The sequence below is a fragment of the Morganella morganii H1r genome (assembly GCF_000633515.1).
In the GTDB taxonomy this organism is placed as follows: Bacteria; Pseudomonadota; Gammaproteobacteria; order Enterobacterales; family Enterobacteriaceae; genus Morganella; species Morganella morganii_B.
Genome location: NZ_AYMP01000016.1, coordinates 148,787 through 174,098, shown reverse-complemented (window position 1 = coordinate 174,098; position 25,312 = coordinate 148,787). Strand labels below are relative to the sequence as shown.

Here is a 25,312-nt window from a genome sequence, read left to right as displayed (position 1 = left end):
TCTGTCCTGTACCGGAAACTGATAGGAAGGATATCGGTATTCGGGTAGAATGTGCTTGCTAATCAGACCCTGATTTACCTTATTTGAGGGAGAAAATCATCAATGGACAGCTTTGACAGGAAGATTCTTTCTGAATTACAACTTGACGGGCGATTAACTGTCACTGAACTGGCAGATCGCGTGGGTCTGAGTTTGTCCCCCTGCCACCGGCGGCTGAAAGCACTGGAGCAGTCCGGGGCTATCTGCGATTACCGCGCACAGCTTGATCCGCGCGTGCTGGGACTGAATTTCTCCGCGCTGGTGTTTGTCACGATGAAAGACGGCAACCAGGAAAGTATGAGCAAATTTGAGACAGCAGTGGCGGACATCCCGCAGATTATCGAAGCCAAACGGCTGTTTGGCGATCCGGACTATATGCTGACGGTTGTGGTCAAAGATATCGATGCCTTTCAGAAATTATATGACAGCCGCCTGGCTGCCATGCCGGGGGTTCAGCGCCTGACATCCACCCTGGTGATGAAAGACGTGATCCCGGCGCGGGAACTGCCCCTGCTGTAACAAAAAAGCCGGCAATATCTGCCGGCAGGCAACACTGTACTGAATTTTTTATGCCGGGCTGGCTAATTTCATCATCACCAGCCCGGAGATAATTAACACCCCGGCGATAATCCGCATCATGTTTGCCGGTTCGCCCAGCACCACAATCCCGACAATAAAGGCACCGATAGCGCCGATCCCGGTCCAGATGGTGTAAGCCGTACCCAGCGGCAGTGCCCGCATGGCCATTGCCAGCAGCCCGAAGCTTATCAGCATGGCAATAATGGTGATCACTGACGGCCCCACTTTGGTGAAACCTTCTGATTGTTTCATAGTAAATGCCCAGACGACTTCAAATAATCCGGCAGTAATTAATAAAATCCACGGCATGGTGCATCCTCACTGATTCCTGGTTGCAGGTGAAACGGCTATAAGTTACCTTTGGTATAGTTATATGTTACCTTTGGTAACTTGTAAATACCTTTCCGATCTTTTTTCGATCTTTTCTGTCAGCTGACCGCTGCCGGGAACTCTGTGATACACTTTCCGGCAGACAGAACGACGTTAATATCATGAGGAGGCAGATTTGTCCGGACGTTTACAGCGCGACGAGCGCCAGATACAGCTGCTCAATGTCGCCAACAGCATTATCCTGGCGGAAGGCACCGATGCCCTGACCCTCATTACCCTTGCGGAAAAGGCGGGCGTGACCAAGCCGGTAACCTACAAACATTTCGGCAACCGCAAGTCTCTGCTGCATGCGCTGTTTAAATACAGTGATGATGTTCTGACCGAACGGATGAATACCGGGATGGAGCAGCCGATAGCCGATCTTGACCAGGCCGTTTCTGTCTTTATCACGACCTATTTTGATGTGATGGCAGAGGATGGTGAAGCCTTCAATGCCACCGTGGCGGCACTGAAAGCGTATCCTGAATATGCAGGGATCAGCCGCGAAGTGCAGGATTTTTTCTGTCAGATCCTGCAACGCGCATTGCAGCGCTGGCTGCCGGAGAATTTCCGGATCCCGGAATGGACATCCGTGATGATTTTCGGCGCAACCGAGTCACTGTGCCTGATGATGTTTGCAGACCCGGCGCTGAAAGCAAAAGTCAGTGAAGAAGCTATCTGGCTGGTCAAAACCCTGCTGGCTGACCAGCTTAAGCGGTTCACCGGCCGCTGATGACCAGCCCTTCTTCTTCTGACTGATAACTGAAGTGTGCGGTAAAATGTCAGGCGTTTTTTTTCGGCCGTTTAATACTTATCACCGCCAGTGCCAGCACAATCATCACGATCCCGGCCGTTTCTGTGCTGCCCGGCTCCTCACCCAGCAGCCACCATGAAAACAGTACACCACAGACCGGCACCGCCAGTGTGCTGAGGCTGGCAATCCCCGCCGGTAATTTTCGCAGCACAAACAACCATAAACTCCAGGCAACGGCGGTCGCCAGAATAGCGCTGTAACTCAGTGCCCAGAAAACATACGGCTGCCAGTCAATCGCACGCTGCGGCACCAGAAGCGCCACCACGGTCATAATTATCGCGGCATAGACCATCTGCCAGGTGGTGAGAGAAAGCAAATCCACCTGCGGATAGCGGCTGTAGAGTTTCTTCGCCACAATCGCACTCGCCCCCCAGCTGATACCGGATGCCACGGCCAGAAAGGCACTTTTCATGGATGCGAAATCGAGTGTCCACGGCTGTATCACACACAATAGCCCTGCACCGGCAACCGAAATAGCCGCATACTGGAGGCGGCGCATCCGTTCACCCAGCAGTATTGCCGCCATAATCACCACCCAGAACGGCATGGTATAACTGAGGATCGCTACCTTCCCCGCACCGCCGCTGACCAGCGCCCATTGTGCCAGCCCGACCATACCGCAGGTCTGAAGCACAGCAATCCCGAGTGTGTAACGGAATGGCGTAAAGCTGACTTTCCGTCCCATCGCGCGTTCACGGATATACAGCACCAGTAATAACATAATGGCGCTGAATACACAGCGCATCGCCGTAAAGTCAAACGCACCAATATAGTGCGTGACCTGTTTCATGGCGATCCAGCTGTAACTCCAAATCAGTGTTAAAATGACCAGGCCGGCAATGGCGATGGCATTGTCTTTTTCCCGTAAAGCCATAATATCCTGTGACCACTTCACGGCAGTACCCGTCTGTACCCCGCGTGCGGCTCCTGTTTTTATAGTATCATAACCGGAATAATATACCGGATTCCCGCAGGCGCGGCTGACCTCATACAATCTGCATTTCTGCCAGTTTACACCCGTATACATCCTGCCACTGTTACTCAGATGTCATTAATGACGAAGAACCGGAAGCAATCTGAAAGACACCTTTGCATTTCGGACAGGAGACCGAATCCCCCTCCGTTGCCACCGGGCGCCCGTTGATGCTGTAATTATCCAGAGCGGAGATAACCACGCCGCCGTGGTCAGTCATATCACCCAGACAGATAACCGATTTACCGGCCATTGAGTTTTTTCTCCAGCAGGCTCAGATCCCGTTCATCATCATGCGGAATTTCGCGGATAAGCCGCCATTCTGTCCGTCCGGGCGGATTACCCTCAATATCAATCGCCGGTGTGCCCTGAAGAAAAATGGTCTCCACATTCTCGCGGCCTTTGGTCACCCAGTAACCGTCAACCCGTGCCGGTTCACCCGCATACAACGGAGAGACAACCATCGGACCGCGATCATAACGTTCATACCACTGTTGGGTTGTTTTGCCGGTAAAATGCCCTTCCCCGAGAAAATGCAGAGAGTGCCCTTCCTGGCGGACATAACGGATTGGTCTGAGCAATTCATTAATCCGGTAATAGCTTTCCGGCGGTGTGCCGGGTGTAAGATCCGGATAATCTCCGGCCTGAATTATCAGCCCGCCCGGATAGCGGGTCAGTGTGATCTCAGGATTCGCAGACAGCACTTTACGGACATGAGCCTCTCCCCCGAGGCGTTCAATATAACGGTCAGCGAGGAGCGTCAGCCATTGCACGCTGCGGACAGAATTACGATAATTTGTCTTATGCATATGAACGGTCGAGTTGACCACTATGGCCGGATAGCGTTGTGCCAGCTCACACTCCTGCGGCATAAATAAATAATAATCGCGGGGCATTACCAGTGTATAACCGCAGTCACCATGATCCGGTTCCAGCTCCTGACATAAAAACTGTAGCCACTCCTGAAATTCCTGCTTGCCTTCTGCTGAAAACAGGATGTTCCAGGGCAGATACAGGCTCAGATAGGAGTTTCCCTGTGCTTTATCCACCTCGTAAGAATTCATACCTCGTATTAGATATTCCGGGGCTTCATCGCCGTTTTTGGCATCACTGATGTACCATTCCACGAGATTATTCGGTCCGGACGTCTGAATATACTGCTCCAGCTTCTCTGTATTTTCCTCAGAGTATTTTTTCATCCCCTTCTGGTTATGAGTATGGAAGCGCAGTTTTCCGGCGTACAGCTCACGGAAGCGCCGGTAGCAGCGCAGAATGGCGGCTTTTTTCTCCGGGGTATACCCGTTTTTAAAGAAAAATGTCATCACCAGCCCGAGGCGGGTTAAATACCGTTTTTTATCATCAATCAGCAAAAATCCGGTGATTTCCCGGATAGCATTCAGTTCAGCTTCCTGTTCAGTCATTCTTCCTCCTGTGATTTACTGGGTGGCTAAGGTTGCTGCACTGCCTGCAAACAAGGCAGCAGACAAGCCTGCTAATACCTCACTCAGCCCGGCTGCCGCTGCGCCGCTGGCCCCGCCAGTCGCCGGTGTCAGGGCGAACAGTACAACAATCGCCGCCGCGACCGCAACAGTGGCCACAATTTCAAACACATGGTCTTCAACCCAGAGTGCAATCTGTACCATGCCGTTGCCGAGATCAGTCATAATCTGCGACCATTTTACATTTTGCAGGACTTCAATAGTCAGATCCGTGTAATAACTGATTTCCTGCCATGCTGATAGCAGATAATCCTTACTCAGCTGAATCATTTCTCCGGTAACATCACTGAGCCAGTAAACGGCATACAGCAGAACACCGGTTCCGGGTTCTATCACTTCCCTGACCACCCATTTTCCGGTTTCACGAAACCAGATACCGGCAGCAGCAAACTGAGCCGCCAACTCCGTACTCAGAAAATCCAGCCCGCTTCCGATATAATCACAGGACACGGCCCAGGCTTCTGCGGCAGTATCGCGGGTATATTCATAACCGGAGACAATATAGCCGCCCGCTTCATGAACAAGGTATTCTCCGGCTTCCTGTATGCCGTCAGTAAACATCTGCCAGCCTGATACCGGCCGGGAATCAGCCAGCACAGCCTGACCAAAAGCCGGCACATCCACATTCAGTGCCCACCACAGACTCGCCGCCGGTTTAATACGCCAGAGAGTTTCACTGACCAGCGAGAAATCCACTAACACCAGATTTTCCAGTGCCTCCTGTGAAAACACCGGTTTATGTCCGGTTTTTCTCCTGTATTCAGCCAGCAGGCGCTCCTGGGCTTCCCAGGCTTTTTCCCGCTCTTTACGGCGGGAACGGCCGTTTTCCTCAACATGAAGGACAGAAAAACGTTCTTCAGTCGATATTAGTTTATAGTCTTTCTCCTGGTCTTCTGAAAGACGATCTCCGGGAAATTTGACTTCAATAAGCCGGTGCAGGTTGTCAGCACATGACCCTTCCCAGTTCTCCCCCCGGCCCGGCCAGCGGTTTGTTTCTTTTTTAACAAGAATGATATCCGGCCGCCGCCTGCCTGATACGCCTTTAGGGGCCCACTGACCGGATAGCGGCATGGCAAACGGGTTTGATGAATGCGGTAAATCATTCCCGTATTTTTTTCGCTTATCTGCACTGGTGGCCATTATCGGTAAGGGGGTATTAATTTCTCCCCGCATTGCAAACACCACTTCCGCTTTGTACGGCCACAACCAATCAGCAAGTGATTCCTCCGCACGGATAAGCCCGCTCATCACCAGTTGTTTCAGAGAACGTTTTACCCCGTCTTTGGTGTATGATGCCCGGGGAAAATAGCTGGCAAACACCGCTTTAGCCTTCAGATAGCACTCATTTTCAGGGGAGGGAAGCTGTGCCCCCTCCACCCGGCAGGTCACTGTCGTACCACCGGGACACACTTCTTTCATTGGTTTTATGGGTTTCGCCGGTTTCATTGGTTATCGTCCTTAAACTCCATCACATATTCCTCCGGGCTGTTATCAAACATCCGGTATAATTTACAGGTTTTCGGCTGGCTCTCTTCAGGGACTGTCAGCGTCAGTGATTCCGCCTGCTTTGTCTGAAGGGTCATGGTTAAACCGTTGGCATCTGTCACACCTCTGACCGCCTGACCGCCCGCGGTGGTGATCCGGTAGGGTTGGTTAACCAGCGGCTCTTCTGTTCCCTCCGCTGTCAGCCGGAAACGGCCGGAATACTCAAACAGAGCGGGTGCCGCTTTAACCCCGGCGGCGTGGTCTGACACCGTGACAGACAATCCCTCGATACGGATATTCCCCATGGGGTCGATCACAATATGCCCCCCTGCATTGCCGATGATGATTTCCCCGCCGGATGAACGGATCAGCAGATTTCTCCCGGCATGAAGCTCATGATTATCACCAATTTCGGTATACAGACTTTTGCCGATTTTCTGTGCCAGCTGACCGTCCGTTGTCTGAGTGACATTACCGGCGACATACAGTGACGACTGTCCGCCGATGGTCAGTTCATCGTCCTGTTTTACGGATACCGTCCGGTTATGACCGATTTCGGATGTCTGATCCTGCGTTACAGACACTTTCTGGTGCTGACCGATACGCTCCTCATGATCATTATCCACTTCGGTAAGCCGGTTATGCAGAACCCGGGTATTCATGTCCTGCTGTGCATGAATATAGATTTCTTCTTTTCCGGCCTGATCCTCAAAACGCAGCTCGTTAAAGCCCTCTCCTTTATGGGTTTTCGTGCGGAACGTGGTGCGGGTTTTCTCTTCCGGCAGGCTGAGCGGCGGGCGGTTTCGCCCGTTATAGGTACAGCCGGTAATAATCGGCCTGTCGATGTCATTGTTAAGGTATGACACTATGACTTCCTGCCCGATACGGGGGATCGACATAAACCCGAAACCGTCACCGTTCCATCCCTGTGCTACCCGCAGCCAGCAGGACGCGCTGTGATCCGGCGTTCCCCGGCGATCCCAGTGGAAATACACTTTCACCGCGCCCTGCCCGTTGGTGTAAATTTCTTCCCCTTCCGGCCCGACTACTGTTGCCAGCTCGTCGCCGTCTGCCGTCGGTTTATAGCGGAACGGCGGACGCCATTCCTGAGTGCCGGGGATAAACTGCACCGTGTTAGAAAGCTGAGTCCCTTCACCGCCGCTGTTGTCTGCCAGCGGCTGCACACCACGATGACAGACACTGATTACCTGCCAGGCCGTATTCATATCGGCGGAGGGATGATTTTTCAGGGAAAAAATTTTGCCGGGCCTCAGGGCAAAGCAGTTTGTACCCGCCGTACCGGTCTGCCGGTGATTCTGGGACTGTTCATAACGCAGCTGCGTAAAGGATTTTCCGGCGACATCCTGCTGAAAACGTCCGTAGCTTTCAAATGTGCTGTGCTGCTGATGTACCTCACCGGTCACCTGATGTTGCAGCGGGTAAGACGGATTCTGCGGGTTATAATCTTTGTGGATCTGAATGTCGCCGCACAATTGTTCGGTATAACGCCAGGAGAAAGCGGTACTGTCCGTAATATCGGTATCGGCCTGCGGATTGTAGGTCAGGTGAATACCGGCAGTCATGCCGAGATGATTATCACTGTAAAAGAGTTTCGGGCCTTCCTCAAACCAGAAATTAATCCCTTCCTCAAAGGCCAGACGGCACCAGAATTCATAAGCGGACTCCCGCTTCTGAGTAATGTATTCCCGCTTCTGATGCAGCTCATTCTGATAAAATTTCAGGTCATTTTTAACATGGGCTTCTTTCAGCAGGGTTACCAGAATCTCCGGAACAGATTGTTGCCGGAAAATACGGCTGTCCTGATTCAGCGTCATGATCCACATTTCAGGACGGATAATAAAATGATACCAGGTTTTGTTACCGTCAGTATTGCCCCGTCCGGCAGAGGCCAGCAGTCCCTGCACGGTACGGATGCGGGTGCCGTTACGGCTCACTGTCATTGAGGCCGCCAGACCGAGGCATTCTTTAAAACTGACTGACGGCAGCAGGCTGACGACGGAAACGGATAAGGTAAATAACGAGGATATTTCCTCATTAAGTGTAAATTCAGTGACCTGAAAGGTGTTTTCCGGCAATCGCCCGATTTGGCAGGTAAAGACCAGCCCGGAATGCCCCGGCAGCAGGTCAGAAATAGATGGTACCACTGTTCCTCCATGACGCAGAATTGCCGGGCCTGGTATATCCTGCCGCAGGATAAAATTGAACCGGCTCCGGAAAGAAAGAGAGAATAACAACGGCGCGATCATAAAATTTGTTTAACCACATGCAAACAACAGAAAATCACTCTGATTCCAAGTTATAAATTATTTTATTCCGAAAAAACAATAAAATAGCACATAACACTTAAACAGAAGTGCTTTTTATGCGTATGCAGCGAGAAATGCCGGGAAAAACAGAAGGTAATGAACAGTACAGATGGAGATGTACAATAACTCTTTGTAAATAAAGAATAAATAAGTTTATTCTGTTCTTATAAAAATAAAATATGTAATAAAATATTTTATTGCAACAATACCCGCCTCACTCAAGCATCACAATACTATCAATTTTCCACTGTCCGTTTTGCTGAATCAGTTTTACCCGGAATGACCGCAACGGCTCCGGTGCTTTACCCAGTGTAATGCGCACAGTGGCCGTATCCGCAGTTTGTGATTCAGTATGTGCTGCCCGCTCTGTCATCCACGAATCAGGGTAATCCTGTGACTTGGTGTAATAATTGACATCATTTTCCACCCAGTGTTTTCCCCACAGACAGATATAGCTATGTGCGGTTTCTTTGCAGGGACGCGGCTGGTCACAAAATGCCTGGTCGGTGTCCGGACCATCGAAATTACAACTGAGGGATTCGTTGATGCTTTCCTGCAACGCCGGGCTGACATACAAATCCTGACTTTTTGCATAACCATCAGAAGGCGGATCCTGTAAATTGAGACGGTAGAAATCTAATACCACATTTTCCGGTGATAATTGTGCGGCAACAGCGGATAACGGTAATAGCAGGGACAAAACCAGCGGCAGGTATTTTGTTGTTTTCATTATTATTTTTCCATTCTTCCCGACAGCGCCAGGTACTGTAACAGCATAATCGTCTTGCCATCATTTATTTCACCGCTTTTGATCGCTACAAGAGCCTGCGGGAACGGCATTTCCAGCACTTCCACATCTTCGCCCTCTTCCGGCAGGCCGCCACCAGCGGTCTGCCGGTTATTATCCTGATATTCCGCAATAAAAAAGTAGAGTTTCTCGGTGACTGAGCCCGGGCTCATAAACGCTTCAAACACTTTTTCAACATCGGTGATACGAAAACCGGTCTCTTCCTCTGCTTCCGCTTTGATACGGGATACCGGATCCTGCTCTTCCAGCAGACCGGCTGCGGCCTCAATCAGAAAGCCGTCATGGCCGTTGACATATACCGGCAGACGAAACTGACGGATCAGAATGACGCTGTTTTTCTGACGGTTATACAGCAGAATAACCGCGCCGTTACCACGGTCATAGACTTCCCGCTCCAGACGCTGACGGGTGCCGTCGCGGCGCAGATAATCAACGACATATTTTTTGAGGATATACCAGTCATCGGAAAGCGTGATGGTATCAATAATACGGACAGTACTCTGCTCAGAAGTCATAGTTCACCGGATATCAGCGAAATTGCGGGTTTGCAGAACACTTTAATCGCTTTATCCGTCTCCGGCAATGGCAAAACCGGCAGCATTATTTGCAGGCATATTAATGCTGACGATATAATCTGCCGCAGATAATCCACAAACAAGGCGGGTTGCATGAGTGACACTCAGACACTGAGTTACAGCGAATTACACACAATATCTGATGCAGATATCGCACAAATTAACGAATTAATTATCACTACCTGGGATTACCGCAGCTGGATCCCGAAAGAGAAAGTTCTGCCGATGGCGGAATTTTTGCTGGATGATGTCATTCTGACCTCATCACGGATTTTTGTGGTACGGGATGGCGATACCATCGCCGGTATTATGGCTGTCACAGCGTCTGCCGACCTGCGGGAGAAAGTCCGCGCCAAAACCCGTCAGTATTCTGCGCTGAAAAATATTATCGCCCGCGACCCGCAGGAAGAAACTCTGTTTGATATGTATCTGAATACACTGATTATCAACGGAAATCTGCTGGCTTCCTGTGACGGGAATTTCGATGCCTCGCTGAATTTATTTATGATTGATGCCCGCTTCCGGGGACACGGTATCGGTAACCGGCTCTGGCAGCTGGCGATGAATTATCTGCGGGAAAAACAATCCGCCCGTTATTTCCTCTGGACAGACAGTGATTCCGATTTCGGTTTTTATGAACACAAAGGATTACAGCGTATCGCCGCACAAGCTTATGACTGGGGCGGCCATGACGTGACTGAAACCTATTATGTTTATGCCGGGGAACTCCCTGCTCTGTCCTGATGCATCCAGCTGTCCCACGGCGGATCAAGCGGCAGCTTATCCGCCAGAAAATCAATAAAGGTGCGGATTTTCGGGGCATGGGTGTGCGCCGGGCTGTAAAGTGCATAGAGCGCGAACGGCGTGGTTTTCGGATTGTAATCCAGTAATACCGGCAGTAATTCACCATTATCAATATAATTTCCCAGCATATAGGTCGGCAGACAGACAATCCCCTGATGGCAGCGTGCCGCCTCCAGTAATCCCAGGCTGCTGTTGACCTCAATCATATTGTTGATCGCCAGCGGATAGGCCACACCGTCTTTATCATTCATCCGCCAGGTATCCGGTATATTCGGATTAATTAAACAATTATGCCGGGCAATATCCGCCGGTGACTGCGGGATCCCGTTTTGTTCAAAATAATGACGGCTGCCACAATAGATCCAATTTATATTACACAGTTTCCGTAATGCAAAATTTTCCGGCGGATGACTGGTAATGCGCAGTGCAATATCAAAGTCGGTTTCATTTAAATTAATTAATGCATCGTTCAGATCAACAGATAAGCTGACCTGCGGATTTATTTCCCGGTATTCGCTGTAAAGCCGCATTAAATGGCAGACGCCGAAGGCAATTGAACAGGTTATTTTTAGCTGCCCCTGTGCGTGCTGATAAAAACTCGCCGTATTCACTAATGAATCATCAAGATCTGTCAGTAACTGTTGCGCCCTCTGCAATAAATAACGGCCGGCTTCAGTCAGGATAAAATTGCGGGTGGTTCGTTTCAGCAAGACCACACCGAGCTGCTCCTCCAGTTGCTGTAAGCCACGGCTGACAGATGACGGTGTGACATTGAGTTTTCGTGCCGCACCGCTGAAACTGTTGCACTCCACAATTTTGATAAACAGCTCCAGATGGCGAAAAATCGCGTAGCTGTCAATTTTTGCTTTAAACGCAAAAGTGTTTTTATTTATTAGCATAGTCGTGCCCTGTTCAGCCTGCGTGTTACCCCTTACTATAACAATGGTTTTATAACACTGTATCCATACAACATAAATATATTCACGTTGTTCCTGACTTTTTAAATAATTAAATCTATAACGTTGAGGAATTGACTATGCAAGACAGCATTCAGACAGGTGCAAATGCAAATAGTGATTTAAAAAAGATACCCTTTACCAAATATGATGCCGGGTGGGTTGTATTATGTATCGGGATGGCAATCGGTTCCGGGATTGTTTTTATGCCGGTTCAGATCGGTATTAAAGGTATCTGGGTATTTATTGCCGCTACATTATTATCCTATCCGGCGATTTACTGGCTGCAGAATTTATATCTGCGGACATTATCCGAATCAGAAGAATGTGAAGATTATGCCAGCGTTATCACACAGTATCTGGGAAAAAACTGGGGTGTCGCCCTGGGTATCGCCTACTTCCTGATGCTGCTGCACGGCATGTTCTCCTATTCACTCGCCGTGACCTTTGACAGCGCCTCCTACATCAAAACATTCGGTTTAACGGAAGGATTATTATCTGATTCGGTATGGTACGGGCTGATTATCCTGACGGTTCTGGTGGCAATTGCCGCACAGGGGGAGCGCCTGTTATTTAAGGTCTCCGGCCCGATGGTTATTGTGAAATTCGGGATTATCGTGTTACTCGGGATTGTGATGGTGCCTTACTGGAACTTTGCCAATATCAGTGCGTTCCCGGACTTTCTGCCGTTCCTGCGGGATGTGTTCCTGACACTGCCGTTTACCCTGTTCTCTATTCTGTTCGTGCAGATTTTAAGCCCGATGAACATTGCCTACCGCAGACTGGAAAAAAACAAGCGTATCGCAACTTACCGTGCAGTACGGGCAAACAGGGTGGCGTATATTATCCTGGCGGTTGCTGTCCTGTTCTTTGCCTTCTCGTTCACGTTCTCGATAAGCCACGATCAGGCGGTCTCCGCGTTTGAGCAGAATATCTCGGCACTGGCGATTGCCGCACAGGTGATTCCGGGGTCGGTTGTTAAAGTCATGACTGCAATGCTGAATATTTTCGCCATTCTGACCGCCTTCCTTGGTATTTATCTGGGTTTCCAGGAAGCGATTAAAGGTATCGTGGTGAATATCCTGACCCGCTTTATGCCGCAGGAGCGTATTAATCAGACCGTGCTGCATTACGGTGTGTGTATCGGCGTGATTCTGTCCCTGTGGTTCTGGGTCTCCACCCGCTTCTCAATTCTGTTCTTTATGCAGCTCGGCGGGCCGTTATTCGGCGTAGTTTCCTGCCTGATCCCGTGCTATCTGGTTTACCGCGTGCCGGTATTACATAAATTCAAAGGTGCAACAGTCTGGTTTATTATCTTCTTCGGCGTACTGTTGTGTCTCTCTCCGTTCTTTAAGTTTTTCGAATAACGCCGTAAATGAATAATGACGTATTACGCGTGAGGATGTTATGACTAAAAAAACCGTTTCAGATTTTCATATTGATACACAGATAACGCAGCTGGGACGCGACCCGGCGTCACAGTCCGGCTTTGTTAATGCCCCTGTTTACCGGGGGTCTACAGTGGTTTTCCCGACCATGGATGCCCTGCTCAATAACCGGGCTGAGTTTAACTACGGGACAGCGGGCACGCCGACCATTAAACATCTCGAGCAATCCTGGAGCGCCCTTGCGGGCGCCGAAGGAACCGTGCTGTCACCGTCCGGGCTGGGTGCCATTGTGCTGGCGCTGCTGACCACACTGAAAAGCGGCGATAACCTGCTGATGCCGGACAGTGTTTATCGTCCGACCCGTAATTTCTGTCGTGGTTTGCTGGAAAAAATGGGGATCACCATCACCTATTACGACCCGATGATCGGCAGTGACATTGAGTCTCTGATAAAAAGCAACACCAGCACGATTTTCCTGGAGTCTCCGGGGTCTCAGAGCTTTGAGGTTCAGGATGTTCCGGCTATCACGGCAGTGGCGAAAAAATACAACATCGCGACGATTATTGATAATACCTGGGCAACCCCGCTGTTTTTCCGGGCACATGATATGGGCTGCGACCTCTCCCTTGAAGCCGGTACCAAATATCTGGGCGGCCATTCCGATCTGCTGATGGGGATTGTCTCCGCCAACGCAGAATGGTGGCCGAAACTGCGGGAAACTTATGATCTGATGGCAATGCTGCCGGGTGCGGAAGATTGCTTCCTGGCATTGCGCGGGCTGCGTACCCTGTCAATCCGCCTGAAAGAGGCACAGTCACGGGCACTGGATATTGCGCACTGGCTGAAATCTCGCCCGGAAGTGATCCGCGTGCTGCATCCGGCCTTTGAGGACTGCCCGGGGCACGAGATCTGGAAACGTGACTTTACCGGCTCTTCCGGCCTGTTCTCAGTGGTGCTGGATCCGAAATTTACACAAGATGATGTCGGCAGGCTGCTGGACGGCCTTTCCATCTTCGGTATGGGCTACTCATGGGGCGGTTTTGAAAGCCTGATCACGCCGTTTGATTGCGCGGAATACCGCACCGTCACACAGTGGAATCCGGGCGGGCGGACATTACGCCTGCAAATCGGGCTGGAAGATGTTGATGACCTGAAACAGGATCTGGCTGACGGATTTGCGCGTATGGCGCATTGATATTCTGCCGGAAAACCTGAATCCGGAGTGACCCCCGATAGTCGGATACCCAATTACCGGGGGTTTTTTCTGACCGGAATACGGACAAAAAAATGCCGCACTGAATGCGGCAATTATGTCATGAGGGTATTTATAATCGTTCGTTTATCAACAAATTATATTAATACGACATAACATTGATAAGCCAGCCAGCCAAGTACGGCACCTGCCGGTAAATCAATAATGTAATGCTGTTTGGTGAACATGCAGGATAAGGCGATTAACAGCGGGAACATGAATACCCATGGTCCGAGTGTGGCATAGGCCAGCAGCGCAGTTAATGTGGCAACAGAGACGTGCATGCTCGGGAAACAGTTGGATGTATCGTCGAATTTCTGCACAAACAGCAGGAATTTTTCAGACGCTTTCTTCCCGGTATTCATTTCACGCCAGTGCGGCGGTGTGGCAACCGGATACACCACAAAGAAAAACATCTGCATCAGTAACAGGATAACATAGCTGAATACGATGATAATAAACTGACGTGAATCCTGAATAATCCAGTTCAGATAGAGAATCGCCGGATAATAAAGAAAGCTGTAGATCCAGGACCACCAGGGCCAGAAGGGAATTTTTTCATCCAGTGCAGAGTTAAACGTTTTAACCGGCCTGACCATATGACGCTGCGTAAAAAAATAAAACTGATAGACACCTACGATAATAATGCCACTGAGCACCAGGTGAATAACCCTGTCGATAAACATCATCTGAAAATTTCCTTTTTAAAAAAATCAATTAAACTGCTTTTCTGATTTTCAGCACACCGTGTTTTAGCATACCAGGGCACTAAATACTATCGTGTCATTTTATGTTGAAATGTAAAATTATAATAACATCAATGAATTACAATCATTTACTACAATAAAGAAAATTCCTAATTTTTCAGGAAAATAGAGTTACCGTATTGATTTACCGAATAATATTTTATAGATCCTTCAGGTTCCGGTTTAATTTATCCGGAAGACTATTTTAAATAGCGTAAAATCAGCGGGTACCCTTTATGACAACCACTCTCACACTGCCGTTTATCACGGAACAACTATCCTCTCCGCTGCCGGTTATGGAAAAATCACGGTAATTGCCGTAATAACATTGCTCATAAGTCTGAGAAAAATGCATCTGTCACCGGCAGATAAGCAGCAATAAACTGATTTTCCCTTATCTGTTTATTATCTGCCGGAGAAACATTATGACTCAGACTTCTGCCCTTCACATTGCCGCAGAAAACACCCAGCCACAGTTACATATGCTGACATTACAGGCACTGAATATGATCCCGCCTGCATCTTATGCTGTACCGGTCACTTCACCGCAGGGAATTGCCACCACCATTCTCAGCATGGTGCTGAAACTGGTCTATAAAAAAACGACAGAACCAAAAGAAGTTGATATCATTGATATTATTCAGGAAATTATGTTGAAAAATACCGATGAATGGCGGAGACTGGACTATCAGGCGGTCCGTAAAAATGCTGAAAATTTGCAGGATGCTATCAGTTCCTGGCAAAACGAACCGACAGAAGAGGCGCGCCAGCTGATTGTGGTACGCAATGAGATCGCTATCGCAAGTATGAACCGCTTATGCATTCTCAGCATCGATACCGCAAAAAGAATAGGCATTGTCCGGCTGTGCGGGGTGTGTGCCCTGTCCTGTCTGCTCTACTTCTTTACGCTGCGCGATACCCTGGTATTCGGCAGGAGCTGGGGATATGCCTCCGATGTGCTGGAAAAATACAGCAAAACCCTGACCAAACAGGCTGATACTATGTTTAAAGATGTGCTGACTGCGGAGCTCAACAATTACACCGAAAATGATGATTTTTATGACGCGGAAAGTCAGGCCAAACGTTCTGTGATTTACTGGACATCCGATTATACCAATATTCAGGATCACCTGACTTACGGTGCGCAGCAGAAACCCACCCGTGTCTGCCTTGAACGCGGGGATATTGCTGCCAATCCGGTTGATGCTGAAAATCATACGGTTTATCTCGGCAATCTGTTCCTGACTGACGGTAATTCTTCCGCTAACGGCAGTTATAATTATTTATCCGTCACCGAACCCCGCAGCTACAACAGAGGCTGTGACCCTGTTACACTGCCGGTCAGAAGTGCCGGTCAGTATCATCTCCGGCTGTATTATGCCTATATGACCAATTCACTCAGTTTTGATTATGAAACCCGGCTGAAGATTGAACAGACCGGAAAAACCGTCACCGATGCCCATCTGACCGATTTAACCAAAACAGTGCTGACACCGTATAAATCCGGCTCAAATTACGGCCCGGTGATTTACCGTGAAACACAGCTGAACCTGGAGGAAGGTGATATTGTGCTGACATTCTATGAGGATCGCTCATTGTCCGGCGGCGGGCTCTTGCAGCATGTTGAACTAGTAAAAGTATAAACAGATACAATCCCGTCACCGGAAAACCGGTGACGGGATGTCCGGATTACTCCGGTTGCAGAATATCCGTGATCTGCTGCGGCGTCAGCGTAATGCCATAAAACGCCTGATAGAACGCGGCTGTTTCATTTCTCATATCAATATCCGCAAAAGCGTCCGGGTACAGCACCGTGGCCAGCCAGAGAAACTGCAATGCCTCCTCTGACGTCTCGCGGCACCACCAGAACATACCACGCGGATTGGTATATACCCGCCCGTTACGCACGGCATCAATTGACTGCCATTGCGGCGACTGCTGAATAAATTCCGCATCCCGCCGGTTCATCGCAATAATCACCTGCGGATCAGCCGCGATAATCTGCTCTGATGATACCTCTCCGTTTGCACTGCTGTGTGCCGGAAACCAGTTTTCCGCCACATTGACCGCGCCGGCCAGATCCATCCAGTCCTGATTGAGTGACGGCCGCCCGGAGGTATACAGCGGGTTTCCCATGCTGTGATACACCCGCAGACGGGCAGACACCGGAACCTTTTTCAGCCGTTCCTGCACCCGGCGGATATTGTCCCGGAAATAGCGCTCATATTGCGCCGCTTTCTCTGCCGCATCCGGCCCGAGCGCTTCGCCGGTCAGTTTTACCCGCTCCCGCAGGGCATCCATACTGTTGGCTTTAAAAGCCAGCACACGGACACCGGCCTGTGCCAGTACCTCCTGCTGAGGAATGCGGATCCCGTCATGAATAAATAAAATATCTGTCCGCAGACTCAGAATTTGTTCAATATTCAGCTCATTACCGCCGGTTGTGCCGATGACCGGCACATTATCAATCTGCGGCAGCATCTGACGGAACAGCGGGATCTGTTTGGCAACCCGTGAGGTTCCTGTAATATTACCGCCATAACCCAGCATCATAATAATCGCATTCTGCGCCGGCCACGGTGTTGCTATCCGCAGTGCCGGTTCCGGCGGGGTTTCCGCCGGGACACTGAAGACGCAGGTACTGACAAATAACAGGCATAACGCTGATAAATAGTGCCGCATCACCGTACCTCCGTGTCAGAAATCAAATGATACGGTGGCCCGGAATTCGCGGCCTGCACCGGTAAAGGCATTAGCGCCGCCATTTTTACCATTACTGTTGCCGGGGAAGATAGACGCCCAGTAATGTTCATTGGTGACGTTATCCGCAGAGATCCGCAGCGTGACCGGCACATTTTCTATCTGAGTGGTATAACGGGCACCGAGATCCAGCGTGGTATAGCTGTCCGCCCAGCTGGTGTTGGTATCATTTGCCGCCCGTTTGCCGGTGTAATGAATATTGGCACTGTATACCCACTGCGGAACAGACGGCAGACTGTATTCCATCAGCAGGTTTGCCTGTACTTTCGGTACCCCGACAACCCGTTTATCTTCAGTCTTACTGTTTCCGGTATCCGTCAGTTCTGCTTTCAGGAACGTAACGCCGCTGTAGATATTCAGCCCCTGCCAGACATTGCCGGTGGCGGTCAGTTCCAGGCCGTCATTCACCTGCTCCCCCTGTTTTTTAAAGATCTGGTCGCTATCGGTATAAGCAAACGGCCGTTTCAGGCGGAAAACTGCGGCACTCAGATTCATATTGCCGGTATTGGCTTTAATACCCCATTCATATTGGGTACTGCGGTACGGGCTGAGTGTTTCACCCCGGTTTTTGACTTTATCATCATCCGGCGCGGTATCCCCCGGCTGGAGAGAATCGGCATAACTGATATAGGTCATCACATCGGGAGTGATTTTGTACATCAGCGCCATATTCGGGCTGGTACCGGTCTGCTGATCGCGGTCAGTTTTGTGTCCCTGCTTATCGAAGTTACGGGTCGTTATCCAGCTCTGACTGACATACACCATGGCAGACCATTGCGGGTTAAATGTGACAGTGTCACCAATGATAATACTCTGCTGCTGGTTTTCACTGGCTTTGTAACGCTCCCCGCCGGTTCTGATACGACCATCGGAAGGTTCGGTCATGGAAGACGGGTCATACATATTGGTATTGCCGAGCTGAAAGGTTTTACCCCGCTCTTTGGCACTGTAAATTGACCAGGTATAACCGGTAGTGGCAAGAGCAACATCATGGTTTACCGAACCTGTATCAAACTGACCGTTCAGGGCGAGATTATTACTCAGTACGCGGAAACGGCCGGCTGCCGGAGAATCCGTGATCGAGCGGCTGATAGTCCCTTTACTGTCCAGAATTTGCGACGAAACGGAGCGCATTGCCCGATCAGCCTGCTGATAGCCGATACCGCCGCTCAGTGACCAGTCATCATTCATATAGTGGGTAAAACGTGTACTGACGGAATCTGTCGTCAGGTCATTACCGGCGGTGTTAAGTGCAAGATCAGGGTTGGAACTGTCCGGTGCATTCGGTAAATCAATATCCGGGCCGTAACCAAAGCTGCCGGGAAATCCTTTGGTCACAAAATGATAGTGGCTGGCATCCAGCTGTATCTGTGTTCCCGGCCGGATCTGCCAGTCCAGGGCAACAGCGGCCAGCTGACGGCGGATTTTACTGTTCCGGACATAACCTTCCCCCTCTTCATCCAGTAAATTCAGGCGGTAGCCGAAAGTCTTCTCTTCATTCACCTGCCCGCCGAGATCCAGATGTGCGCTGTAGGCATTGCGGTTCTGATACCCCACCGTAACCCGGCGCAGCGGCTCCTGAGTCGGCCGTTTAGAGATAAAATTAAACTGACCGGAAGGGCTCGCCGGGCCGTAAATTGCACCGGTCAGGCTGTTCACGGCGTCCAGCCGCTCCAGCATTTCTACCGGAAACGCCGTGGTGGAAACAATATTCAGGCCGTTCAGTCTGCTGTTTTCCACCACGCTGCCCTGCATTCCCCGGCTCTGCGGACGCCCCACATCCATACCACCGCGTGCCTGCATCTGGGAAGACGGCAGATATTTCAGCATTTCACTGACACTTTTACTTTGCTGATTGCGGATCATCGCTTCACTGACGGTATTGCTGCTGTAGGGAATATCCAGCCACTGGCGGGTACCGAGCGGCCCCATATCAATATCGGTCGCCACAAAACCGGCACCGGCCTGAGTTTGCGGGGTGATATGAGAAGGCTTATCCGTCACAATTATGGTATCTGCCAGTGCCTGCTGCGCCGGAAAAAGGGCAACAGAAATCAGCGCAGGCAGCAGTACCCGCGAAATATAGTTAGTCGTCATAGAACCATCCGTTATCGTTTTACTGTTATCGTTATATACTTGTATATACAGCGTAAATGATATTGATTTTCGCTTCCGGTAAACGTGATCGGTATCAATGAGTTCCGGAAGAGATAATTTCTCTCGTTATTATTACTTTTTGCGATATATCGGGCTGAGAATGTACCCCGTCAGTACTGTTGCGCGACACAATAGCGCGATAACTGCGGGTAATAATATCTGACTATCCTGCTGCGCCGCTGCCACCGGCAATAAAATAAAAATACTCAGATTATTCAGACTTTCTGACAATACCAGTGCCTCTCCTTTACGTGTTCCTGCATGTTCAGCCACGATAATGCCGGTGAGTAACATTTACCGGGCCGGAAATTATACCGGCGGTCATACCTGTCATCACCACCCCATAGCAGAAGCCTGTCTGTCATGCGGAAATTGTTCTGCAATCAGTGCAAAAACTGACGGGATCAGCGCGGCAGCCACACTGAAACACGGTGCCAGCGACAAGGCGATACCATCCGCCACAAACAGTAATAATGCGGCACGCAACATCCGGTAACGGCCGATACGATCTGACAGCCGTCCCGGCACCGGCGCGGCGAGTGCATACGATAAGGCATACACCGCAGTCAGCCATGAGGCTTGTGCGGGTATGACATCAAATGCAACCGCCTGCGGCGTGAGCATCGGTGAAACCATAAATTCAGTAATACCGGTAAAAAATACCGGGAATGCCAGTACCGGCAATATATAAGGTGAAATCATAAAAATCCTGTATAACGAAATGAAAATAAACGGGTTATGGATTGAATTCACTCATCAGGAAAAGATAAAACAGGTGAAATGACAGGCAGACAGAAGATGTACTGCTGACAGAACGCAGTATGTTCAGAGGATAAATAAGAGGAATGTAAAACAGAGCGGAGAATACAGAAGGTAAAAAATACAAAACCGGCAGAAGGTACCGGCGGGTTATGGTATCAGGAATACCGGCTGCCGGAAACCCGGCAGCCTCTGTGGCAACGAAAATCAGTTCTGTTTTTGCCGCCAGAAATCATACAGTGACGGCTCACCTTCCGGTTTTTGTTGTGTAAAAGAGAAGCCCGGCTGCTCATGCGGATCGGCCCGTAATGCCAGTGCGACGGATGCCGTTGATAAACCATAAGGTTCCGCATCTGCATTGGAATACGCATATACCGCACGGGTTATGCCAGCCATTCGCATCGCCGCCAGGCACATCGGGCATGGTTGTCCGCTGGCATACACCACGCAATCTTCCAGCCGGGTCTGCCGGAGGTTGTTACCGGCATGGCGCAGAGCCAGTAATTCCGCATGGGCGGTCGGGTCATGCAGTTCAGACATCTGATTAACCCCTTCACCGACAATTTCCCCGTTTCTGACCACAACGGCACCAAACGGGCGCCCGCCTTTTTCGACATTCCGGCGGGCCAGTGCTATCGCCTGTGCCAGAAATTCACTATCTGTCATCAGTTATTCCTTATGATTGATTAACGGGAGGGATTCCCATACCGCTTTCCCCCTGCCATTGTATTTCCGGTATATTGAGAAATTCGCGGACTTTCGGCGCCAGAACTTTCCGCACCAGGCGGCTGTTATCATTACCGCCGATACACACTGCCACAGCAATCCCTTCCTGAACCAGATCACAGTCATCATCCGAAAAACTGACATCAATATCAACACCGGGCCATTGTGCGGCATACTGTTGTACTACCGGCATCACATAATTGCGGCCAAAGACCACGGGGACAGCAATCCGCAATGTACCGGAAAGTCGTCATATAAGGCATTTTCCGCATCATCCACCCCGGATAATATCCGTTTGGCGTGCAGAAAAAAACGTTCACCCTCTTCCGTGAGACGCAATCGCCGTGTGGTCCGGTGAAGAAGACGGGTACTGGCACGGTTTTCCGGGCGCTGAAGGCGCTTTCCGGCGGCGGAACGTGAAATCTGCAATATGAGACTATAATCACATGCCGTTATCCTGTTACAATTTAACTGTTTATACTATTACTAATAATAACAGGCACTAAAGGCAACATAACATAAGGCATCTGAACATGAGTGAAAATCCGCGCACACGGCCGGAACTGGCTGATTTTTTACGGACAAAACGCGAAAGTCTGACTCCGGAATGTGTGGGCCTGCCACATACTTCACGCCGCCGAACCCCGGGTCTGCGCCGTGAGGAAGTCGCCGCACTCGCCGGTGTGGGTCTGACCTGGTACACCTGGCTGGAACAGGGACGTGAAATCGGAGTATCCACCCGCTTTCTGGACAATCTTGCGCGGACACTGCGTCTGAATGAGGCAGAACGCCAGCACCTGTATCTGCTGGCCCATCAGCGGGCACCCGAAGCGTCCGGTGATACGGAACATCATGTGCCGCCGGTTATCACCCGGATGCTGGATGATTTTCCGGATAATTATCTTTGCTATGTGCTGAATCTGCACTGGGATGTGCTGGCGTATAATGAAAAAGCGGATCGTTACCTGCACTTCTCTGAAGCACAGCCCGGGATGCGTAACTTTCTGTATTTACTGTTTACCGATCCCCGCTATCAAACCCGCTTTATTGACTGGGAAACCGATGCTCAGCGTCTGCTGGCCGGTTTCCGCCGGGATTATGCCAGAACAAAACATGACCCCAATATTCAGCGGATGATCACAGCGTTATGTCAGGAGTCTGCAGCTTTTGACGCTTTGTGGAATAAACACGAAATCTATCAGCCCTGTAACGGTATCCGTGAAATTGAATTTAACGGCAGACGGGAAACCTACGAATATGCGTCCCTGACATTTGATATTGATAAAGCCAACCGGCTGCTGGTGTACACCCCGGTTACCGGTGATGATTAAATCACCGATGCCACTGCCAGCAGTAATGCCATAAGGATCATCAGGATACCGCCGCACAGATTAAACCAGCGCAGACTGTTTCCCCGGAAAAATGACGCGGATTTAACGGCATGTGCGGCATAAACCCAGATAATATCGATAACAATACCCAGCACTATCGGGATCAGCGACATCAGCAGTAACACGGTGGTCGCAGACATCTCCGGCGGAATTTCGCCGGTGAATCCGGGGACAATTGTACCGAACATAATCACGGATTTCGGGTTCGCGGCACCGACAATAATACCGGCAAAAAATGACTGACGGCCTTTATTCGCCGGCACATCTATCGCCATACTGATACGGGATGCCCGGACATACTGCCAGCCAATCAGCAACAGGACAAATGCTCCGATCAGACGAATAATCATCAGGATCTGCGGAGAAGACATCAGTACCGCGCCAATGCCGAAAGAAAGTAATACCGCAATGCTGTACATACCGATGGCATTTCCGGCAACGCCTTTCAGGGCATTTTTCTTCCCGGCAGATAACGCCTGACCGACCAGAAACAGAATACTCGGCCCCGGAATGGCAATCAGCACGGAGCTGGTGATCACCAGCCCCAAAATACCCTGCAAATTGCCGGTCATGGCTCCTGACCGGCAAAATAGTCTGTGGCCCGCAGCAGCTGATCCCGGATCCCCGGTTCAGACATCGCGTGCCCTGCACCTTCAATCAGATGCAGCACAGATCCCGGCCAGGCTTTATGCAGATGCCACGCAAAGGTTGCCGGACACGGCATATCATAACGGCCGTGAACAATAATTCCCGGGATACCCTGCAGCCGGTGAATATCACGCAGCAACTGTCCTTCCTCCAGCCAGCACTGGTGATAAAAATAGTGGTTCTCCAGCCGGGCAAAGGCGATGGCGAAATGGTCACCGGTAAATTCATCCAGATGCTCTGCATCCGGTAACAGCGTGGTGGTTTTCCCTTCCCACAACGTCCAGGCTTTGGCTGCTGACAGCTGAACCTGAACATCATCACCGGTCAGCAGTTTATGGTAGGCAGCAATCATATTGTGCCGTTCCTGCACCGGAACCGGTGCCAAAAAAGCTTCCCACTCTTCCGGGAACATCTGTGAAACGCCAAATTGGTAATACCAGTTCAGTTCTGCCTGTGTCACGGTATACACACCGCGCAGAATGATTTCACTGACCTGCTGCGGATGTGTTTCACTGTATGCCAGCGCGAGGCTCGAGCCCCAGGAGCCGCCGAATACCAGCCATTTACTGACACCGGTATGATTTCTCAGCCGCTCAATGTCCTCCACCAGATCCCACGTAGTGTTATGGGTAATTTCAGCATGGGGTGTTGAACGCCCGCAACCGCGCTGGTCAAACAGCAGCACATCATAACGGGCCGGATCAAAATAGCGCCGGTATTCAGAGCTGATGCCGCCGCCGGGCCCGCCGTGCAGAAAAACCGCCGGTTTCGCACCGGGTGTGCCGGTGCGTTCGTAATAGATCCGGTGACCATGACCAACATCGAGAAAACCGGCCTCATAAGGCTCAATGGCCGGATACAAAGTACGGAATGTTGTGTCAGAAAAGGTTGTCATAGCAAAATCACCGGTTATCAGTAAACAGAATTCACCACTCTAATCAATAACCCGCACAAAAGACAAGCAGTCCGTGGATTAACATCACGGACTGCCAAGGTTTTTTAATCTGCTGACTTATTTATACAGTGGTGCATTGCTCTGCATCTGAACCTGATTTCTGCAGTTTTGTCCGGCGTAAGGTTATCCGCAGCACCACTAATCCGGCGGCAGCTACTGCCGCACCTGCATAACTGACTCCGGCATAATCACCACCGTTTGCCAGCACCGATGCTCCCAGCGCGGCGCCCACTGCATTACCGAGATTAAAGGCACCGATATTAACTGATGAGGCCAGCGCCTGTGCTTCTGAAGCTACCTGCATCACTTTGACCTGAAGCGGCGGAACGATACCAAAACTGGCCGCTCCCCAGATAACCAGCATGACCCCGGCTGTGACAGTGTCACGGACCATAAACGGGAACAAGACCATCGTCAGCGCCAGCAGTGCAAATAATCCGTACAATGTGCGGGAAACCGAACGGTTTGCCCAGACTCCGCCCAGATAATTCCCCAGTGTGAAACCCAGCCCGACCAGAACCAGCATAATGCTGATCTGCGTTTCCGGAACGGCAGAGATAAAGGTCAGCGCGGGAGCAATATAGGTATAAAACGTAAACATGGCGCTGGCACCCAGCACAGTACACAGCATTGCCAGTAATACCGCCGGACGGGTCAGCACCTGTAATTCACGGCGCAAATTAAGTGCCTGTCCCTGCATATTACGCGGCAGTGATCGCAGCAATGCTGCCATTGTCAGCAGGCCGAGAAGGCTGACCACAAAGAAGGATTCGCGCCAGCCCAGCATCTGGGACAGTTTGGTGATCGCCGGAACGCCGCCGATATTAGCAATCGTCAGCCCCATAAACATGCCCGCAATGGCCCCGGCTTCTTTGCCTTTGGCCACCACCCGTGTCGCCACCATAGCACCGATGCCGAAAAACGCGCCGTGATTCAGGCTGGTGATAAAGCGGGCAAACAACAATGTATTGTAATCCGGTGCCAGTGCCGACAGCACATTACCCGCCGTAAAGATACTCATCAGGAAAATCAGTGCCGCTTTCGGCGAACGCCGGATCAGCAGTAACGTCATTACCGGTGCACCCAGCATCACGCCCAGTGCATACACCACAACCAGCATCCCGGCGGCGGGTATGGAAACAGCCAGTGACCCGGCGATTTCCGGCAGCATACCCATCGGGGAAAATTCCGTTGCCCCGATAGCAAATGCACCGACAGACAGGGATAACAGAGCAGTATTTGTTCGCATAATGTCCTCAGAATAAAAAACAACGTCACAGTGTTGTCAGGACGGCGATTCTG

Annotated in this window: 27 protein-coding genes; 7 read left to right on the top strand and 20 right to left on the bottom strand. The window is 50.5% G+C overall.

Going from position 1 to position 25,312, the window contains the following annotated elements; translation table 11 throughout:
* Window positions 1–102: 102 nt before the first annotated feature.
* Window positions 103–558, top strand: coding sequence for an Lrp/AsnC family transcriptional regulator (locus U868_RS0110215; RefSeq protein WP_004237600.1), 456 nt, complete (start codon window positions 103–105; stop codon window positions 556–558).
* A 48-nt stretch (window positions 559–606) separates the two neighbouring features.
* Here U868_RS0110215 and sugE read toward each other — a convergent pair whose 3' ends face one another.
* Window positions 607–927, bottom strand: a complete 321-nt coding sequence (gene sugE / locus U868_RS0110210; protein WP_004239315.1) for a quaternary ammonium compound efflux SMR transporter SugE — start codon at window positions 925–927, stop codon at window positions 607–609.
* Window positions 928–1,123: 196 nt separating this feature from the next.
* Here sugE and U868_RS0110205 point away from each other — a divergent pair, with 196 nt between their 5' ends.
* Window positions 1,124–1,720: a TetR/AcrR family transcriptional regulator gene (locus U868_RS0110205; protein WP_025153207.1), complete on the top strand. Its 597-nt coding sequence runs from the start codon at window positions 1,124–1,126 to the stop codon at window positions 1,718–1,720.
* Between the two features lie 49 nt (window positions 1,721–1,769).
* Here U868_RS0110205 and U868_RS0110200 read toward each other — a convergent pair whose 3' ends face one another.
* The 7 genes from U868_RS0110200 to U868_RS0110170 all read right to left on the bottom strand — a co-directional run bounded on the left by U868_RS0110200 (window position 1,770) and on the right by U868_RS0110170 (window position 9,408).
* The gene (locus U868_RS0110200; RefSeq protein ID WP_025153206.1) at window positions 1,770–2,675 is read right to left on the bottom strand and encodes a DMT family transporter; all 906 of its coding nucleotides are present in this window, start codon (window positions 2,673–2,675) and stop codon (window positions 1,770–1,772) included.
* 163 nt (window positions 2,676–2,838) lie between these two features.
* The gene (locus U868_RS23580; RefSeq protein WP_025153205.1) at window positions 2,839–3,027 is read right to left on the bottom strand and encodes a PAAR domain-containing protein; all 189 of its coding nucleotides are present in this window, start codon (window positions 3,025–3,027) and stop codon (window positions 2,839–2,841) included.
* The gene (locus tag U868_RS0110190) at window positions 3,017–4,195 is read right to left on the bottom strand and encodes a type VI immunity family protein (RefSeq protein WP_025153204.1); all 1,179 of its coding nucleotides are present in this window, start codon (window positions 4,193–4,195) and stop codon (window positions 3,017–3,019) included. The genes U868_RS23580 and U868_RS0110190 overlap by 11 nt, the downstream gene beginning before the upstream one ends.
* A gap of 15 nt (window positions 4,196–4,210) precedes the next feature.
* Window positions 4,211–5,719: a VRR-NUC domain-containing protein gene (locus U868_RS23575; protein ID WP_025153203.1), complete on the bottom strand. Its 1,509-nt coding sequence runs from the start codon at window positions 5,717–5,719 to the stop codon at window positions 4,211–4,213.
* The gene (locus tag U868_RS0110180) at window positions 5,716–7,923 is read right to left on the bottom strand and encodes a type VI secretion system Vgr family protein (RefSeq protein ID WP_025153202.1); all 2,208 of its coding nucleotides are present in this window, start codon (window positions 7,921–7,923) and stop codon (window positions 5,716–5,718) included. Before U868_RS0110180 ends, U868_RS23575 begins: the two co-directional genes overlap by 4 nt.
* A 376-nt stretch (window positions 7,924–8,299) precedes the next feature.
* Window positions 8,300–8,815, bottom strand: a complete 516-nt coding sequence (locus tag U868_RS0110175) for a DUF3828 domain-containing protein (RefSeq protein ID WP_025153201.1) — start codon at window positions 8,813–8,815, stop codon at window positions 8,300–8,302.
* Window positions 8,816–8,817: 2 nt separating this feature from the next.
* Entirely contained in the window at window positions 8,818–9,408 is a 591-nt protein-coding gene (locus U868_RS0110170; RefSeq protein WP_025153200.1) for an NUDIX domain-containing protein, read from the bottom strand.
* A 153-nt stretch (window positions 9,409–9,561) separates the two neighbouring features.
* Between U868_RS0110170 and U868_RS0110165 the strand changes: the two genes are divergently transcribed.
* Window positions 9,562–10,212 carry a GNAT family N-acetyltransferase gene (locus tag U868_RS0110165; protein ID WP_025153199.1) on the top strand — a complete coding sequence of 217 codons (651 nt, stop codon included), beginning with the start codon at window positions 9,562–9,564 and terminating at the stop codon, window positions 10,210–10,212.
* On the opposite strand, the gene U868_RS0110160 is transcribed toward U868_RS0110165, so the two are convergent.
* A complete protein-coding gene (locus U868_RS0110160; RefSeq protein WP_004237610.1) occupies window positions 10,182–11,171 on the bottom strand; it encodes a LysR family transcriptional regulator in 990 nt (329 codons plus the stop codon). The two genes, U868_RS0110165 and U868_RS0110160, sit on opposite strands and share 31 nt — an antisense overlap.
* Before the next feature lie 137 nt (window positions 11,172–11,308).
* Between U868_RS0110160 and U868_RS0110155 the strand changes: the two genes are divergently transcribed.
* On the top strand, window positions 11,309–12,595 hold the full coding sequence (locus tag U868_RS0110155) for an amino acid permease (RefSeq protein WP_029990990.1): 1,287 nt from the start codon (window positions 11,309–11,311) through the stop codon (window positions 12,593–12,595).
* A gap of 40 nt (window positions 12,596–12,635) precedes the next feature.
* On the top strand, window positions 12,636–13,811 hold the full coding sequence (gene metC / locus U868_RS0110150) for a cystathionine beta-lyase (protein ID WP_025153197.1): 1,176 nt from the start codon (window positions 12,636–12,638) through the stop codon (window positions 13,809–13,811).
* Between the two features lie 155 nt (window positions 13,812–13,966).
* Here metC and U868_RS0110145 read toward each other — a convergent pair whose 3' ends face one another.
* Window positions 13,967–14,557: a phosphatase PAP2 family protein gene (locus U868_RS0110145; protein WP_004237617.1), complete on the bottom strand. Its 591-nt coding sequence runs from the start codon at window positions 14,555–14,557 to the stop codon at window positions 13,967–13,969.
* Between the two features lie 482 nt (window positions 14,558–15,039).
* On the opposite strand from U868_RS0110145, the gene U868_RS0110140 reads away from it, so the two are divergent.
* Entirely contained in the window at window positions 15,040–16,257 is a 1,218-nt protein-coding gene (locus U868_RS0110140; RefSeq protein ID WP_025153196.1) for a hypothetical protein, read from the top strand.
* Between the two features lie 46 nt (window positions 16,258–16,303).
* Here U868_RS0110140 and U868_RS0110135 read toward each other — a convergent pair whose 3' ends face one another.
* The 7 genes from U868_RS0110135 to U868_RS25940 all read right to left on the bottom strand — a co-directional run bounded on the left by U868_RS0110135 (window position 16,304) and on the right by U868_RS25940 (window position 21,445).
* A complete protein-coding gene (locus U868_RS0110135; RefSeq protein ID WP_025153195.1) occupies window positions 16,304–17,296 on the bottom strand; it encodes an ABC transporter substrate-binding protein in 993 nt (330 codons plus the stop codon).
* Window positions 17,297–17,311: 15 nt separating this feature from the next.
* Complete coding sequence (locus tag U868_RS0110130) at window positions 17,312–19,471, bottom strand: TonB-dependent receptor (protein WP_025153194.1); 2,160 nt, start codon at window positions 19,469–19,471, stop codon at window positions 17,312–17,314.
* A gap of 132 nt (window positions 19,472–19,603) precedes the next feature.
* Window positions 19,604–19,804: a hypothetical protein gene (locus U868_RS25955; RefSeq protein ID WP_036411702.1), complete on the bottom strand. Its 201-nt coding sequence runs from the start codon at window positions 19,802–19,804 to the stop codon at window positions 19,604–19,606.
* Between the two features lie 60 nt (window positions 19,805–19,864).
* Entirely contained in the window at window positions 19,865–20,233 is a 369-nt protein-coding gene (locus U868_RS25950; protein WP_025153192.1) for an MFS transporter, read from the bottom strand.
* 264 nt (window positions 20,234–20,497) lie between these two features.
* Window positions 20,498–20,956: a nucleoside deaminase gene (locus tag U868_RS0110120; RefSeq protein ID WP_025153191.1), complete on the bottom strand. Its 459-nt coding sequence runs from the start codon at window positions 20,954–20,956 to the stop codon at window positions 20,498–20,500.
* A gap of 10 nt (window positions 20,957–20,966) precedes the next feature.
* Window positions 20,967–21,209 carry a hypothetical protein gene (locus tag U868_RS25945; RefSeq protein ID WP_025153190.1) on the bottom strand — a complete coding sequence of 81 codons (243 nt, stop codon included), beginning with the start codon at window positions 21,207–21,209 and terminating at the stop codon, window positions 20,967–20,969.
* Window positions 21,209–21,445, bottom strand: a complete 237-nt coding sequence (locus tag U868_RS25940) for a LysR family transcriptional regulator (protein ID WP_025153189.1) — start codon at window positions 21,443–21,445, stop codon at window positions 21,209–21,211. The genes U868_RS25945 and U868_RS25940 overlap by 1 nt, the downstream gene beginning before the upstream one ends.
* A gap of 104 nt (window positions 21,446–21,549) precedes the next feature.
* Here U868_RS25940 and U868_RS0110110 point away from each other — a divergent pair, with 104 nt between their 5' ends.
* Window positions 21,550–22,347, top strand: a complete 798-nt coding sequence (locus U868_RS0110110; protein WP_025153188.1) for a helix-turn-helix transcriptional regulator — start codon at window positions 21,550–21,552, stop codon at window positions 22,345–22,347.
* Here U868_RS0110110 and U868_RS0110105 read toward each other — a convergent pair.
* The 3 genes from U868_RS0110105 to U868_RS0110095 form a co-directional block, all read right to left on the bottom strand.
* Entirely contained in the window at window positions 22,344–22,979 is a 636-nt protein-coding gene (locus tag U868_RS0110105) for a LysE family translocator (RefSeq protein WP_025153187.1), read from the bottom strand. The genes U868_RS0110110 and U868_RS0110105 overlap by 4 nt on opposite strands.
* Window positions 22,976–23,950: a prolyl aminopeptidase gene (gene pip / locus U868_RS0110100; RefSeq protein WP_025153186.1), complete on the bottom strand. Its 975-nt coding sequence runs from the start codon at window positions 23,948–23,950 to the stop codon at window positions 22,976–22,978. Before pip ends, U868_RS0110105 begins: the two co-directional genes overlap by 4 nt.
* Before the next feature lie 121 nt (window positions 23,951–24,071).
* On the bottom strand, window positions 24,072–25,259 hold the full coding sequence (locus tag U868_RS0110095) for an MFS transporter (RefSeq protein WP_025153185.1): 1,188 nt from the start codon (window positions 25,257–25,259) through the stop codon (window positions 24,072–24,074).
* Between the last annotated feature and the right edge of the window lie 53 nt (window positions 25,260–25,312).